This window comes from Tenacibaculum sp. Cn5-46, from assembly GCF_022347705.1.
GTDB classification, from domain to species: Bacteria; Bacteroidota; Bacteroidia; order Flavobacteriales; family Flavobacteriaceae; genus Polaribacter; species Polaribacter aiptasiae.
This window is the reverse complement of record NZ_JAKRGD010000007.1, coordinates 144,251-159,256: the sequence shown is the minus strand read 5'-3', so window position 1 is coordinate 159,256 and position 15,006 is coordinate 144,251. Positions and strand designations below refer to the sequence as shown.

Annotated in this window: 15 protein-coding genes; 6 read left to right on the top strand and 9 right to left on the bottom strand. The window is 27.3% G+C overall.

The window, feature by feature from the left end; genetic code table 11:
* Positions 1-12: 12 nt before the first annotated feature.
* From MHN29_RS14870 to MHN29_RS14850, 5 genes are all read right to left on the bottom strand, one after another.
* Positions 13-726 (bottom strand): LytTR family DNA-binding domain-containing protein, encoded by a 714-nt coding sequence (locus MHN29_RS14870; RefSeq protein WP_235275336.1) that lies wholly within the window; start codon positions 724-726, stop codon positions 13-15.
* The gene (locus MHN29_RS14865; RefSeq protein ID WP_235275335.1) at positions 723-1,418 is read right to left on the bottom strand and encodes a sensor histidine kinase; all 696 of its coding nucleotides are present in this window, start codon (positions 1,416-1,418) and stop codon (positions 723-725) included. The genes MHN29_RS14870 and MHN29_RS14865 overlap by 4 nt, the downstream gene beginning before the upstream one ends.
* 416 nt (positions 1,419-1,834) lie before the next feature.
* Positions 1,835-3,175 carry an NAD(P)/FAD-dependent oxidoreductase gene (locus tag MHN29_RS14860; RefSeq protein WP_235275334.1) on the bottom strand — a complete coding sequence of 447 codons (1,341 nt, stop codon included), beginning with the start codon at positions 3,173-3,175 and terminating at the stop codon, positions 1,835-1,837.
* A 6-nt stretch (positions 3,176-3,181) separates the two neighbouring features.
* Positions 3,182-4,375: an NAD(P)/FAD-dependent oxidoreductase gene (locus MHN29_RS14855; protein WP_235275333.1), complete on the bottom strand. Its 1,194-nt coding sequence runs from the start codon at positions 4,373-4,375 to the stop codon at positions 3,182-3,184.
* Positions 4,376-4,517: 142 nt separating this feature from the next.
* Entirely contained in the window at positions 4,518-5,672 is a 1,155-nt protein-coding gene (locus tag MHN29_RS14850) for an AraC family transcriptional regulator (RefSeq protein WP_235275332.1), read from the bottom strand.
* Positions 5,673-5,941: 269 nt separating this feature from the next.
* Here MHN29_RS14850 and MHN29_RS14845 point away from each other — a divergent pair, with 269 nt between their 5' ends.
* A complete protein-coding gene (locus MHN29_RS14845; RefSeq protein ID WP_235275331.1) occupies positions 5,942-6,841 on the top strand; it encodes an EamA family transporter in 900 nt (299 codons plus the stop codon).
* A gap of 52 nt (positions 6,842-6,893) precedes the next feature.
* Here the strand turns inward: MHN29_RS14845 and MHN29_RS14840 are convergent, their stop codons facing one another.
* The 4 genes from MHN29_RS14840 to MHN29_RS14825 all read right to left on the bottom strand — a co-directional run bounded on the left by MHN29_RS14840 (position 6,894) and on the right by MHN29_RS14825 (position 11,437).
* On the bottom strand, positions 6,894-8,543 hold the full coding sequence (locus tag MHN29_RS14840; RefSeq protein ID WP_235275330.1) for a serine hydrolase: 1,650 nt from the start codon (positions 8,541-8,543) through the stop codon (positions 6,894-6,896).
* A 148-nt stretch (positions 8,544-8,691) separates the two neighbouring features.
* Complete coding sequence (locus MHN29_RS14835) at positions 8,692-9,282, bottom strand: helix-turn-helix transcriptional regulator (RefSeq protein WP_235275329.1); 591 nt, start codon at positions 9,280-9,282, stop codon at positions 8,692-8,694.
* 292 nt (positions 9,283-9,574) lie between these two features.
* Positions 9,575-9,994: a histidine triad nucleotide-binding protein gene (locus MHN29_RS14830; RefSeq protein WP_235275328.1), complete on the bottom strand. Its 420-nt coding sequence runs from the start codon at positions 9,992-9,994 to the stop codon at positions 9,575-9,577.
* Positions 9,995-10,153: 159 nt separating this feature from the next.
* A complete protein-coding gene (locus tag MHN29_RS14825; protein WP_235275327.1) occupies positions 10,154-11,437 on the bottom strand; it encodes a phosphatidylserine decarboxylase in 1,284 nt (427 codons plus the stop codon).
* 292 nt (positions 11,438-11,729) lie between these two features.
* Between MHN29_RS14825 and MHN29_RS14820 the strand changes: the two genes are divergently transcribed.
* From MHN29_RS14820 to MHN29_RS14800, 5 genes are read left to right on the top strand one after another with little or no spacing between them, the layout of a single operon-like run.
* Positions 11,730-12,248, top strand: a complete 519-nt coding sequence (locus MHN29_RS14820; protein WP_235275326.1) for a hypothetical protein — start codon at positions 11,730-11,732, stop codon at positions 12,246-12,248.
* Positions 12,249-12,281: 33 nt separating this feature from the next.
* Positions 12,282-13,451 (top strand): TlpA disulfide reductase family protein, encoded by a 1,170-nt coding sequence (locus MHN29_RS14815; RefSeq protein ID WP_235275325.1) that lies wholly within the window; start codon positions 12,282-12,284, stop codon positions 13,449-13,451.
* Positions 13,452-13,475: 24 nt separating this feature from the next.
* Positions 13,476-14,126, top strand: coding sequence for a hypothetical protein (locus MHN29_RS14810; protein ID WP_235275324.1), 651 nt, complete (start codon positions 13,476-13,478; stop codon positions 14,124-14,126).
* Positions 14,127-14,150: 24 nt separating this feature from the next.
* Positions 14,151-14,528 carry a DUF2200 domain-containing protein gene (locus MHN29_RS14805; RefSeq protein ID WP_235275323.1) on the top strand — a complete coding sequence of 126 codons (378 nt, stop codon included), beginning with the start codon at positions 14,151-14,153 and terminating at the stop codon, positions 14,526-14,528.
* Positions 14,529-14,541: 13 nt separating this feature from the next.
* On the top strand, positions 14,542-14,955 hold the full coding sequence (locus MHN29_RS14800; RefSeq protein ID WP_235275322.1) for a hypothetical protein: 414 nt from the start codon (positions 14,542-14,544) through the stop codon (positions 14,953-14,955).
* Positions 14,956-15,006: the final 51 nt, after the last annotated feature.

Sequence of the window (15,006 nt, the reverse complement as noted above, 5' to 3'; positions counted from 1 at the left end):
ACTATTTTCTATCTACTTTAAAAAATCACCTTCTATAAACTTTTGAAAATTTTCTTTATACTTTTCAGAGATAGGAATGTATTTTTCACCAAAGACAATTCGATTTCTTTCTACGGTTGTTATCATTTTTAAATTAACTAAAAATGAACGATGTACACGCATAAAATATTTGTTAGACAATTCTTCTTCAAGCGATTTCATACTTTTTAAAGTCAGATAAGGTTTTTCTGTATTAACTGTATAAAACTTTAAGTAGTCCTTCAATCCTTCCACATAAATAATGTCTTTTAGATTTATTTTAATCAATTTATAATCTGATTTGATGAATATATAATCATCCATTGAAGTTTTACTTGGTACACTATTAAAAAGTAACTGTTTAGCTTTATTAGCTGCTGAAAAAAACTCAGTATAACTTATTGGCTTTACTAAATAGTCAATAGCATTTACCTTATAACTTTCGAGTGCAAACTCTTCAAAAGCAGTAGTAAAAATGACTTTTATATTTTTATTTAAAATCATTTTTGAGAATTCAATTCCAGACAGATTAGGCATTTGAATATCAGTAAAAATTAAATCTATTGTTTCATTTTCTATGATTTCAAAAGCTACAATAGCATTATTACATTTAGCTTTTAATTCTAAAAAAGGAATAGAATTAATGTAACCTTCTAATAAATTTAAAGCTAAAGGTTCGTCATCAATCAAAATACAAGATAGTTTCATTCTTTAAATTTAAGTTTTAATTCGGCAATGAATAGATTAGCTTCTTCTTTAACTTTTAGTTCAAATTTCTTTGGATATACTAATTCTAATCGTTTTTTTAAGTTTTCTAAACCAATACCAGAGTTAGTTACTTTTTCTTTTTCAGGGAATGAAGAATTTACTACCCTGTAATTTATATATTTTCCATTTATACTTAACTCTACATTGATAAAACTAGGTTTTACAGCATCAATACCATGCTTAAATGCATTTTCTACAAATGAAATTAATAACAAAGGAGCTATTTGTATTGGCTGATTTATGATAGGGAAGTTCTTTTTTAATGTTACATTAGATGATACTCTTAATTGCATTAATTCAATATAACGTTCTATAAATTCAATCTCTTTAGTTAAAGAAACCTTGCTATTAGAGGCTTCATGCAATAAATAGCGCATCATTTTGCTCATAGTATGTATGGATTCTTTAGCTATTTCAGGAGCTGAATCAACTAATGCATAAATATTGTTCAGTGTATTAAATAAGAAATGTGGTTGTACTTGGTATTTTAAGTATTTAATTTCTGAATTTAATTGTGTTTGTTTTATTTGGTCTAGTAATAATTGACTTTTACGAAACCTTGTATTAACCTTTAAACCAAGGCACATTCCAATACTTAAGATAATAGGTAAAATTAATTGGATAGTAGTCATTGCTCCGTTTCTTACTTGCCGTACAATTTTACCATCAACTGTGGGATGAAATAAGCTTAATTTTAACGTATGTCGTAATAAAACATAAAGCAGTATTATTAACAGAATGTTGAGTATATAGAATACCGGTTTCTTATTTCTAAAGAAAAAAAGGTCTACTAAAACAAAGTAATTTATATAAAAAGCAATAAAAATACATGTTAACGACACCCAGTTTCTGTGAATAAGGTACTCTTCATTTAGTGAAGCTAAAGGGTAAGTAAACAAAAGCAACCATATTAGAATATGGAATAAAATTTTTAAATACCTTCTTTCTTGAGCGTCTATCATAATAAAAAACTAAGGTAAAATAATCTACCTTAGTTTTTATTATTTTATAGATGTTCTTTTATTTTTTATAGACGTTTATAGATATTTCATCTATCTAAAGTAAATAGTTTAATAATCTTCTTAGCTTCTCTAATTCCACTTAAATAAGCTCCATGGACAGTACCTCTATAATCTACGATTGTGTGTTCTCCTGCAAAAAATATCTTATTATTAATTGATTCTTCAAATACTTCAAAGTATTCAGGAGTTGTACCATTTGTTGCAAATGAATAAGAACCAAATGTGTATTTATTTGTATTCCATTTAGTTCTTAAAATATTAGTAGGATTTGGAATGTTGGAACCATAAATAGCTCTCAAATTTGTCATTATCTCTTGAGTTACTTCTTCATTAGACATGTATTCTGTCTTTTTAGAAAATTCTCCAAACGCAAAAGTCATTAAGGCATTTATTGGAGCAAACTTATTCATATTCATAAAATAATTAAACTTTCCTCTTTTTTTAGGAGTATAACCAATGTATTGTAAATCAGTATTCCAAAAAGGTTTTTCCCAAGTAAGTAAAAATTTATTTACTGAACCCATTTCTAAACCTTCAATAGCTTTTTGAGTTTTTTTAGGTAGTGACGGTATAAAGGTTATATTTTTATTCTTTAAAATACCTAAAGGGACTGTTACCAGTACAAAATCTGCTTCATATATATTTTCATTAGTGGTTATAAGAACAGTATTGTTAGCATAATTAATATGGGTTACGTTATTATTCAATCTAATATCTATTCCTTCAGCTAAATAATTGGTTAAATTATCATATCCATTAGTTATTATAAGATCATCTCCTCCAAAAGCTTCATCATCATAAAAATAAGTAGATGATAATTTATAAATATCTCCTCCTGTATCGAATTCTAAATATGCAGAAAGCATATAAGTCCAAAGATTATTATCTATATATTTTGGAAATTTTTTATAAAATCTTTCACCAAAACTTTGGTTTTTCTTTCCTCTAATTCGATTTATTTTCCTTTTATATTTTCTTTCTTGTCTCTTTAAAAATCTAGCTTGATATTTAGTTCCGTCAATATTATATACTTCAGTATTATTATCATCTGTTAAAAATGTTTTAGCTTTAGATAGCTTTGCTATAGTTGTTATAGGATTACCTTTTGGACCATGAATCCAGCTTGCACCTTCATCAAAAGCGATTCCTAAGCTTCTATCTGTTTTTAATCTACCTCCTACTTTATTTTGAGCTTCTAAAACAATAGGATTAATGCCTTTTTCTTTAAAATATTTTGCAGCAGCTAATCCTGAAATTCCTGCTCCAATAATGATTACTTTCTTTTCCTTATTTTTTAGACTTTCTTGCTCTTTGTTGAAAGAAAATAAAGAAGTAGTTGCTAGTATAATTGCTATAATTGAATTCATAAAACCTTAGTTTTTTTCTAAGATTAACTTAGCAGTATTGTAACCAGATAATATAGCTCCCTGTACAGTTGATCGTTCTTCATTTAAATCATAAGTTTCTCCTGCAAAAAACACTTTGTTTTGAAGTGACTTATTTAATTCTTTTAAACTTGAAGTATCAGTTTCATTACTGGTCCAAGTGCCTAAAGTACATACTTGTTTGCCCCAATTCTTAATTAAATATTTGCCTAAATAATGTTTTGAGGCTTTTCCATTAAATATCTTATCTAATTCTTTAAGTACTTCTTTGATAATTTTTTCTTGACTCCCTAACTGATAGTACTTTTCAGCTGAAACTCCTGTAGAAAGCAGCCCTAATACATTATCTTGACTATTTTTATGGTAGGCTACATCATAAAATGTTTTTTCTCCATTTGAAGTCTCGCAAGCAATCATATCTGGATAGATTTTTTTTGAAAATTTCAAGAATAATTTAAAACCAGGTAAAAATTCTACAGATTCTATTGCTTTTATTTTGTTAGATGTTAAAGCTGGAATAAAATTGATTGCTTTTGATTTTAAAACTCCAACAGAAACAGTTAAAATTACTTTGTCTGCTTGATATTCTTTTCCTTTTTCTGTAACAATTTTAACTTTACTCCCTGTGTAATCTATTGAAGTGACTTTTGTATTGTAAATTATATTATGTTTTACATTTTTAGCAAAATTATTATCTAAATAGTCATACCAAGTTGTATTCTTAAATTTATATTCTGTAAAAAGTGAATATGCATATTCTAAGCTTGTTTTAGATACTTTTTTGTAATTCTTTCCATCAAAAGAGTATACATTCATTGGTTGATATAAAATAGTTTCAATACTAGGTTCTTTACCTTCCTTTCCAATTAATGTATTTAATATAGATTTATCCGCATGAATCCATTCGGCACCTTCATCTATAGGGAAATCGGCAAAATCATTGTTTTTTTGAACTCTTCCTCCATAATGATTTGTAGCTTCTAAAATTTTATAATTAATCCCTTTAGTATCTAGCATTTTAGCTGCAGCTAAACCGGCAGCTCCAGCACCTATAATAATTACTTCTCCTTCAAAATTATTTTGTTTTATAACATCCTTTTTCTCATTACATGAAACCATTGTTGATGTTAGAAAAAAGATGCTTAAAAAAGTGATTAAAGTGCTGTTTAAAAGTTTACTCATAACCTTTGTTTTAATATTTAGAGGCAAAGGAATAGAGAAATCTTTTTTATTTTGTTTTAACTCTTAAGTTGAGACAAATATTAAGCAAATTAGTTGTGTTAACTTATAAATAAATACAAGTAAACGTCTAATTATGTTACGATTACATTTTAGAAGGTGTTGTGTTATGAATCTTCTTAAAAGCTGTATAAAAAGCAGATCTTGAATTGAATCCAGCTTCAAAAGCAATAGATTCGTATGTATAATTTTTATATTTAGGATCTTTTAAAATTTTCATAGCCTCTTCTATTCTATAGCTATTTACAAACTCATAAAAGTTTTGTTGAAAGGATTCATTAATTACTTGGGAAAGATGATGAGATGGAATATTAATAGCCTCTGATAATTCTTTAATACGTAATTTGGGTTTTAAATAAGGTTTATATTCCTTCATGAATTGTAGTAGGCGTTTTTTAATTTCTTTTGAAGTTTCACTATTCAATCCTGAACTAGCATACTTTACAGTTTTCTTTTCTGAACCGATATCAGTTACAAGTGATAAGTTTGTTTTAGATAAATTATTTTCTGCAATGTATTTGTGAGAAAGAATAGCATCTACCGCAATCAATAGTAAAAATACACCACTCAATACTTCTAATAATGAATAAATAAGTTTATTGTAAGTAATCCCATAATAAGTTAAAAAAGTTAAAAGAAACTCTAAAACATATAATCCAATACATATTTTAATTAAAACCTGTGTATAATAAAGGTTGGAGTTTCTAATATTAGACAATTGTGTTTTTAATTTTAAGTTATAAATATCTAATTCTCTTAAGGCTTTAAGTAAAAAGTAAATATTTATAACTAGATAAAAATTCCATTCCCATATATATGTTGAAGTATCAAATATTACATTCTTTTCTAAAGTCAATTCAACTAACTTATTAGATGAACTTTGAAGAAAAATTGGAAGATAGGTTAGTAAAGCAAAAACAAAAGGAATAAAAAGTAAAAAGTCAGTCTTTTTAAAATAAAAACATTGATGCACTTGATTTCTAACATAGAGAAACAACAGCAAACCAAACAACATAAAAAAAGGTTCGTTAGTATCTATCAAATAAGGCATCTTTTTAATAATGCCTGTTTCTACTAAAGCTGAAATAAAAGAATCAAAAAGCGATAATAAAACAAATAATAGTAAAGGAAAATATCGCTTGCTTTTAAATGTTAGACGAATTAAAAAAAAGAATAAAATGAATGCAAAAAGAACTTCAATTGTAAGTAGAACATCCAAGAAATTTAATTTTTTTAACATTGTTAATTTGTAATTGCTATGAACAACAAATCTACATATAAAATAAAAAAAGCATCCTTTTTTCTAAAGATGCTTTTTATAGTTGCATTCTTACAATGTCCCCACATTCTACAAATACGGAGGCAAATATAGTTTCCTATATAATTGTTTGCAGGGGAAAAACCCCTTTTTACTACAAGTAATAATCCTAAAAAATATAAAGCATTTTTCATTGTGTTTTTTTTAAAATATTTTGAATTTGAAATAGTCTAAAAAACTATATTCGCGGCATGTGGATGTATTTAGGTTTATTGGCCGCTCTTTTTTTAGGATTACATAATTTATGTAAAAAACATGCTGTACAAGGAAACGAAGTCTTTCCTGTACTTTTAGGTACTATTTCTTCTGGTTTTTTGTTTTTAGTACCGTTTTTTATTGGTTCTATATTTTATCCTGAGTATACGCAGAAAATAGGTTTTCATATTAGCGATATTCCTTGGACAACTCATGGTTTTATTTTTATAAAATCAATGATTATGGCTTCTTCATGGATATTAGCTTATCAGGCATTAAAGCATTTACCAATTACTATTGTTACACCAATTCGTTCTGCTGGTCCTTTTTTTACTTTTATAGGAGCCATTGTAATTTATAAAGAGAGCCCTAATTTTTTACAATGGATTGGTTTTTTCCTTATTATATTATCAGTAATTCTCTATTCTAAAATTGGGAAAAAAGAAGGAATCAATTTTAAAAGAAATAAATGGATTTTAGCCATTATTGGTGCTACATTTTTAGGAGCATCTAGTGGGTTATATGATAAGTTTTTAATTCAGAATTTAAGTTTAAATCCACAAACACTACAGTTTTGGTTTTGTTGGTATACGATACTTATTTTAATTGTTATTTTATCAATAACCTGGTTTCCATACAAACAAAAACGAAAGGATTTTAAATGGCGATGGACGATTATTGCTGTTGGTGTTTTATTACAAACTGCTGATTATTTTTATTTTAAAGCGCTACAAGATCCTGATGCTTTAATAATGTTATTATCAGCTATAAAACGCAGTCAAATAATTATAGCTGTTGTATTAGGTGGACTTGTTTTTAAAGAAAAAAACAAACGAAAAAAGTTAGTTCCTTTAGCAGGTATTATGATAGGTGTGTTTCTAATTTTATACTCTTAAAATTAGAAAAGAGAATACTGCTAAATATTCTCCTTTCTAATTTATTTATTAATTAGTTTTTGAGTTTATTCAATGCTTCCTCAAGATTTTCCTTGTAAAGTCTTAATGCATTATGATTTATCTTTTCTCCTATTTCTACGGCTTTCCTATAGCAGTTTACAGCTTCATTGTAATTTCCATAAGTCAAATATGCTTCTCCTAAACTATCCCAAGCATTAGATGAATATGGATATTTAGAAGTATTATCTTTAAAAAAGTCTAAAGCATATTTGGGATAATCGGAGTTTAAAAAGTAATATCCAAATTCATTAAGAGTTCTTTCATCTTTATTAAAATTATTGATAAAAACCATTTTTAAACTATCTGCTACAGTATGTTTTTTAGCTTCTAAATGAATACTCATAAGACCTCTCATTGTACTGTTTGAAGGATTTACTTTATAGCCGCTGTATTTAGAGAGTCTGTTAAAATAATCATGCAATACAGGCATTCCTCCTGCTTCTATAAATTTTGAATAGGAACTTCTATTTGGATATCCTTTTAACTTAAATTCATCTTTTAAATTATTTGCGCGTATGTGTATTTGATGTAATATTTCTTCAGCTTTTAAATTATTCCTGTTAGCCAAGTAAATAATTGTAGTTCCATCATCATATAAAGCTATAAAAGCACTATTTCCGGCCAAAGCTCCTCCATGTCCATATAATCTTACATTTATATTTTTTTCTACAATATCATCCCAGTTTCTTACTAAACCATAACAATGCCCATGTTTGTTTGGTCTTAGCATTATTTTTGTCAATTCAGGAGATAAGAGTTTGAATGTTTTTAAAGCTTTACTCCATGTAAATAAATCTCTAACAGTAGAATGCATTCCACCAGCAGAATAGGCTGTTGACTGATCTCTAAAAGGTGCTTCAGTAATTTTCCCACCATGTTCTGATGTCCACCAATCCAATCCATAAACTTCTCTATACCTGTATCCTTTTGCTAATTCTTTAGCTACATACTCATTACTTTCAAAACCTGTGTTTTTTAATCCAAGAGGTTTTATTATTCTCTCACTTAACAAGTCTTTGTATGTCTTACCTGATACTTTCTCTAAAATAGTTCCTAACAAGTCATAACCAAAACTACTGTAATAATATGCTGTCCCTGGTTTTCTTACCAAATTTGTTTTACCTATCAATATTGCTAGCTCCTTTGGTGTATAACTTGTACTTCCAAATTCTCTTAAACTTACTCCTATGGCATCTAAACCTTCATAATGCGACAATCCTGATGTATGAGTCAATAACTGGTGAATGGTTATATTATCTTTTTTATCTTTTGGCAAATAAGGCAAATACTTTCCTATAGTATCTTGTAGATTTATTGTTTTTTCTGCTACCATTTGCATGATAAGCATTGCTGTAAACTGTTTTGTTACAGAACCAATACCAAATTTAGTATCTATTGTATTGAGTGTTTTTGATTTTCTATCAGATTCTCCATAAGCTTTTTCAAAAACTATTTTTCCATTTTTGGCTACTAAAACACTTCCACTAAATGGACTCCTTGTTTTAATTTTAATACCAGGATTCACATAGCTTTCCATTAAATCATTAATCGTTTTTGGAGCTGGTTTAAAAAAAACGAATCCTCCCCAAATTATTAATAAAGCTATAATAGCTAAGCTGATTTTTAAAATACTTTTCTTCATTCTATTTATTTCTATTCTTTTAAAATTGAATAGTAAAACTAGAATGATGGCGGCTATTATCTTATGTCAATCCTATAGCTTTTTTACCGCATTTATATGTCACTTAAAAATAAAGCGATAAATATCAGTAAGTTAATTAAGTTTAAGATTAGAATAAATTTGGAATAAAGGAAAGTATATTTTCATCCTTATTATTCAACTTAAATGCTGTTTTAGCAATTGTAAAAATATTAAACAGCACAGCTAGTAAATAATAAATCATGATGAAGAAAAGACTGTCACCTGCTCCAATAAGCAGGTTTCCTAAAAAAAGTGTAATTCCCATTCCTATCACTACAATAAAACTCCATAATAGCTGAAAACTTAAAATTTTTCCTGCTGTAGAGTTTTTATTTTCTAACTCTTCATTCATTCTCCAGAATATAGTTGGAACTATAAGGTTTATAAAAGGTAGAAAAACAAAAAAAAGTGTTACTAAGTTTAACTTTTTTAAAGGAGAAATATTTGAAATTGAAGTTTCACTTTGAATAGCTGGATTCATTAAACTTGTAATATCTACATTTAATGTTTCTGCTAAAATTTTAATCGTAAAAGCACGAGGAGTTACTGTCCCTTTTTCTATACGTTGAATAGTACTTAAAGACACATTTGCTTTCTCTGCTAAGGCCTCTTGAGAAAGTCCTAAATTTTTACGGTAAGCACTTAAATTAGTTGCTAAACTTGAATTTTCATTCTGCATAATCACATGTAAATAAATTCATTGAAATTTAATACGCAATATATAATAATTCATGTTTACTTATTCTTTTTTCATTGCTTATAAAGTGAAATAAAAAAGAAAAGAAGCCTGTCCCCCCGGAATGCTTCTTTTCTAAACTTTTAATTAAAATTGTTAAAAATGTATATCAAACTTTTAATTACACTGTAAAGATAGTTTTGAATTAGGATTAAAATTTTAAAATTAGACGAGATGGATTAATCTTTAGACGAATTGCTTTCTTTTTTAAGTAAAGCGAAAAGAAATACTGTTGTTATTTATTTGTTTGAACCATTGGTCCTAATTTTTCTCCTCCTAGCAAATGCATATGTAAATGAAAAACAGATTGCCCTGCATCTTCATTAATATTCATTGATAAACGATACCCCGTTTCTGCAACACCTTTTTCTTTAGCTATTTTTTTAGCCACTAAAAATAATTTACCAAGTATCATAGCATCTTCTTCATTAATATCGTTAATGGTAGGGATTTCTTTTTTGGGTACTATTAGCGCATGTACTTTGGCTTGTAACCTTAATGGTAGAAAGGCAATTACATCTTTATCTTCATACAAAACAGTAGCTGGAAGTTCTTTTTTTATAATTTTAGTAAATACTGATCCTTGCTTTATTTTTCTTTCTTTTTTAGCTTGATACTCTTTTGATTGAGCAAATCCAACAAAAAATTGAAACATAAGAACGATTGTAAAAAAATGTTTGTTTAGCATGTTTTGAGTTTAATTATATTTTAATGATACCTCAAAGAAAACAAAAAGATATAATATGTTTTTATATAAAAACGGAGAACATATTTAATATTCTCCGTTTCTTTATTATGTGCAAAAATATGTTGTCTATTTAGCCAATATTGCTGCTTGACCATATTGAAAATGAATTCGGTTATGACCTGGATCTCTTTTGTACATATATAACTCTTCAGGACTCTTTTCAAATAGCATGATAATATCAGATCCTCCAAATTGGAATTTACCAAACCCCTGCCCTTTTACCACTTCTTTCCCTTCCAAACCTGGAGTCATTAAAACACCGGATACTTGACACATACCTATAGGAAGTACAGCTACTTTACCTAACTCTAGTGTGTCTAAAATTATCAATCCTCGAGATTGATTAAACTCATACCCATTGTCTGCTCCATCTGGTGCATCCCATTGTCCATCTGGTTTTATTTGAACGTTTAAATATACTTTCCCTGATATTTTTCTACTCTCTAAGACATATCCAGAAACAGGTGTATGAAAACGATGATAATCAAATGGTCCTAGAAAATAGTGTACAAAAGTTCCTCCGTTAAAAGCTTCTGTATATTGACTTCCATCTAAAAGTTCAGTAACTGAACCTATAGAATGTGTATGTTTTAAATTTACAGAGGCTTGTTTTCCATTTTCTAATACATTCCCATTAGCATCAATAGCATAATCCTTTTTATATGTACAATCCGCTGGCGCTACTATAGTTTTGTTGTTAGTAGGATCAGTAATAGGTCGTAAAGGGCTTATTCCTGTTCCTTCTGCAGCATTATTAAACTCACGATAAAAGAACTTATTAAAGGTATCCCATTTCTCTTCATTGTCTGAGTATAAATCCCAGTTGTACATTGGATTGGTTTTAAAAGAAGCTTTTGATTTTTCTGTAAAAGAATCAGTAGTGCTGCAAAACTCTCCCCATTTATTTGCAAACGCTACAAGCCATTCTGCAAATTCTGGAAAACTTTGGATAGTTACATCAGAACCTGGTTCATTTTGATCTACTAACCAATAAAATTGGCATAATAAATCATATACTTTTTGATTGTATCCATTTTGATTTGGACCACTCCTCCATGCATCTGGATAGTTTTCAGATATTTCTTCATTAGGTACTAATTTTACATAGATATCTAAATAATCGTAATAATCTTCTATGGTTGTTGGCCATGCATTATTATTAAAAACTTCATTCAAACCATTATACAATTGATCATTTAGTTTTTCTTTAGCCATTCCAGAAGCTATTATTAAAGAAGATGTTAACGCTCCTTTTAATTTTAAATTATTATTCAAAAGAACTTTTAATTGTTCAACAACTGGCTGATGTGTTTTAGTAGTAGAATCAGCTACATTAATTGTGTTTTCCATGTTTAGTCGATTTAGTTGGTTCCTACTCTTTTATAAGGTTTTTCAGATTTCACCTTTGTTAAAAATGATTATTAATCTTATTGAAAATCAATTGAATAATCATCGTTAACTACTCAAATTTGAATATTTATAAGATTTAAATGATAAAAAACACCATAGAACTTGATTATTTTTGAATAAGAGCAAGATTATTAGGTATAAAAGAAAACTCATCTTAAAATGTTATACACTTTATTATATTTGTGAAAAAATTGCAAGAAGTTTTACTTCACATTACTAAAAAAAAGCTACTATGATATCAAAAAGTATTCTACCCGTTATTATTGTTTCAATTGTTATGTCTTTACTCTTAGCTGTTTCTAAAAAGAAACCTCGAAAAGATGAGAGTGGAAATTTAATTTTACAACTTCCTAAGCTATACCCTATAATTGGAGTTTTTGTAATCATTGGAGGTGTTGCTCTATTAATATTTGCCTTCTTTTTTGCTAAGGAAAATGATCAAATTTTAGCCATTATTTCAAGTATCGTATCTTTTATTGTGGGCTTATTACTATTTGCTAAAGGGTATATATCTTATATAAAAATAACTGATTTAGCAATTATTGAAAAAACACTCTTTGGGAAGCAAAAAGAAATCAGATGGACAGAAATTCAAGATTTATCTTTTGGAAAACAAAGTTTAGAAATGAAGATCATTAGTGCTGATAAAAATATTAAAGCACACATGCATTTAGTTGGTTTTGATGAACTAGTTTCTACCTTAGAAAAGAAAACAGGAAAAACAAGAGCTCAAATTGGAATACCTCAATAAAATGAAACTCTCTTAAAATAATAATTTTTCCTTATGAAAAAGACATTATTAATCATATTCTCTATAATTACATTAGCTTCTTGTTCTAAATCAAACAAAGAAATATTAAAGGAGGTTACTATTAATCTATCCAATATAAAAACAATAAAATATACCTCCTCTTTTGAGTTTAAGGACAAAGGAAAATTGATTTTTAAAGATTTAGATACTATATCTTTTGATTTTAGAATTGATAAATCAAATAATTTAAAATATCATTTTAATTCATTAGAAGGTGAACTTATTTACAATGGTAGTAAAACAATGCAGTCAAATCATAAAGAGAAAATTATTATTATAAATAACGATACCAGTAATGAATCTGTTAACAATCCTATACTACTTACCATAAGTGCTTTAAAACAACTCTTGCCAAAAATTATTCAAAATGATAGTATCTCTATTATAAGAAAAAATGATACTATTATTAATAACAATAAATACTTAGTCTTTAATTTTTTGCTTAAAAATAAATACATAGACTGGATTAATTATAACTTTAAAGAGAACGATAATAATGATTCTGAGTATTATTTAATTTTAAATAAAAGCAATTATTTTCCTTATAAAATAATTAGTCAAAGTGGAAAAACTGGTTTTATAAGTAGAACTATTGAAAACATGGTCTTAGATTACAAATTTGATAATAAACTTTGGACTGGAGAATATTTACCTAATGATTATCCTGTTTTTACAATAGAAGAATATCTTACTCTACGCAAAAATAGCATGCTTAACAATGTTGGAAAACAAATTACTAATTGGGTGTTACCTGAGTTAAATAATAATAGTACAGTAAATCTATCTAAATTAAAAGGAAATGTGGTCTTATTAGAATTTTGGTTTAAAGGCTGTGTAGCGTGTCTAAAAGCAATTCCAAGTCTAAATAAAATTAAAAACAAGTTTAAAAAAAACGATTTTAAAATTTATGGAGTTGAATATGTTGAAGACTATTCTAAAAAAGAACTAGAAAACTACCTTACCGATTATAAAATTAAATTCCCAAGTTTGTATAATGGAAAAAAGATGGCATTAACTTATGGAATTCAAAGAGCTCCTACCTTTATGGTTTTAGATAAAGATGGTAAAATTATAGCTATTAAAAATAGTTTTTCTGAAAAAAATATAAATGATATTGTAAAAATTATTGAAGAAAATATATAAATAGGATTCGTTAAAAACCAACTAATGTTAAATAATAAAAGAATCAGAGAACGTTTAGAGTTTGAAATGAACTTGAATTTAAATCAGTACAAGTCAATTCAAAACAAACATCAAATATTATTAGACTTAGAAAAAAGAATTTCAACGTTTGACTTTAATATTTATAAATATAAAATTGAAAAAACATTAATTTCAAACATAGAACAATGGGGAAACATTCTATCTAAAATAGAAGCAGTTCCAAAACTTGATGCTTTATTATTTGAATACGATACAACTTGGTGGAAATCAAGACAGGCCCATGCCTATGGAATTTATGATTGGAAAAGTTATAAATTAAGTGAAGAAGAAGTAGACTTAGATTTGCAATATGAAATACTTGAAGAACTAGAGCATCTTCCTAGTTTTTTATTGGAGTTTTACGATAGCTTTTCATTTTTAGATGACGATGATGAGATTGAGAAAAAATATGTTTTAGAAGATAATGAATATTGGGATTTAAAAGGTTTTGATGAATTGCATGATTTTTTATATTTTAAAGGGTGTATTGCAATACATGATGTTCTTATTAAATTACAAAAAAAAGGTCTTTTTGATCAATTCAATTTTAGACACCAAGCAATGATTTTAATTGGAGAACATGATATGGGTGAAAGATGTCTTTTAATTGTATAATAAACCATTAATCGAATAACAAATATGAAAGTTACAGCAAAGAAAAATGAACAGGTTGCCAATATGGTATTTGCTTCTATTTATCCACACTATGTGAATAGAATAGAGAAAAATGGTAGAACCATTGAAGAACTTAATCAAATTATAGAATGGTTAACAGGTTTTGATAAAAAACAATTGGATATATTCATCGAAGAAAAAGTAACTTTTAAAACTTTTTTTGAAAAAGCAACAATACATCCTAATGCGTACCTAATAAAAGGAGTTGTTTGTGGTTACAGAATTGAAGAAATAGAAGATGAATTTTTATTATATAAACAATGTAGGCGTATGGAAAAGCTTATTGATGAATTAGCTAAAGGTCGTAAAATGGAGAAAATTCTGCGACAAGAAAAAAAGTAATTCCATATTATAAATGCTTACAAACCTTAATAGTTTACTAACTAATATTCAACAGAACCCAAAAAAACTATTTTTAATAGATGGCTTTGGAGCAATATTATCTGCTTTTATGTTGGGCGTGATATTAGTGCGATTTGAAGCATTATTCGGTATTCCATCTTCAGCATTATATATCTTAGCTATTATACCTTTGTTTTTTACTTTATATGATATCTATAGCTTTAAACAAAAGCATTCAAAAACTAACGTATTATTAAAAGGAATAGCTATACTCAATCTATTGTATTGTTGTATATCATTAGGGTTTGCTTTTTATCACTTTAATTCAATTACTTATATAGGATGGTCATATATTTTAATCGAAATAACTATCATACTATTGCTGGCTTTTATTGAATTTAGTGTGGGAACTGGAGTGAAGAATTAATTTTTTTATTATGTTAAACTTACTATAAAACTGAGGTTTACGTATTAATTT

Coding starts and splice junctions, on each gene's coding strand:
- MHN29_RS14805 (WP_235275323.1), top strand. CDS start 14,151: ATGAAAGTTACAGCAAAGAAAAATGAACAGGTTGCCAATATGGTATTT.
- MHN29_RS14840 (WP_235275330.1), bottom strand. CDS start 8,543: ATGAAGAAAAGTATTTTAAAAATCAGCTTAGCTATTATAGCTTTATTA.
- MHN29_RS14855 (WP_235275333.1), bottom strand. CDS start 4,375: ATGAGTAAACTTTTAAACAGCACTTTAATCACTTTTTTAAGCATCTTT.
- MHN29_RS14835 (WP_235275329.1), bottom strand. CDS start 9,282: ATGCAGAATGAAAATTCAAGTTTAGCAACTAATTTAAGTGCTTACCGT.
- MHN29_RS14850 (WP_235275332.1), bottom strand. CDS start 5,672: ATGTTAAAAAAATTAAATTTCTTGGATGTTCTACTTACAATTGAAGTT.
- MHN29_RS14820 (WP_235275326.1), top strand. CDS start 11,730: ATGATATCAAAAAGTATTCTACCCGTTATTATTGTTTCAATTGTTATG.
- MHN29_RS14815 (WP_235275325.1), top strand. CDS start 12,282: ATGAAAAAGACATTATTAATCATATTCTCTATAATTACATTAGCTTCT.
- MHN29_RS14870 (WP_235275336.1), bottom strand. CDS start 726: ATGAAACTATCTTGTATTTTGATTGATGACGAACCTTTAGCTTTAAAT.
- MHN29_RS14825 (WP_235275327.1), bottom strand. CDS start 11,437: ATGGAAAACACAATTAATGTAGCTGATTCTACTACTAAAACACATCAG.
- MHN29_RS14865 (WP_235275335.1), bottom strand. CDS start 1,418: ATGACTACTATCCAATTAATTTTACCTATTATCTTAAGTATTGGAATG.
- MHN29_RS14800 (WP_235275322.1), top strand. CDS start 14,542: ATGCTTACAAACCTTAATAGTTTACTAACTAATATTCAACAGAACCCA.
- MHN29_RS14845 (WP_235275331.1), top strand. CDS start 5,942: ATGTGGATGTATTTAGGTTTATTGGCCGCTCTTTTTTTAGGATTACAT.
- MHN29_RS14860 (WP_235275334.1), bottom strand. CDS start 3,175: ATGAATTCAATTATAGCAATTATACTAGCAACTACTTCTTTATTTTCT.
- MHN29_RS14810 (WP_235275324.1), top strand. CDS start 13,476: ATGTTAAATAATAAAAGAATCAGAGAACGTTTAGAGTTTGAAATGAAC.
- MHN29_RS14830 (WP_235275328.1), bottom strand. CDS start 9,994: ATGTTTCAATTTTTTGTTGGATTTGCTCAATCAAAAGAGTATCAAGCT.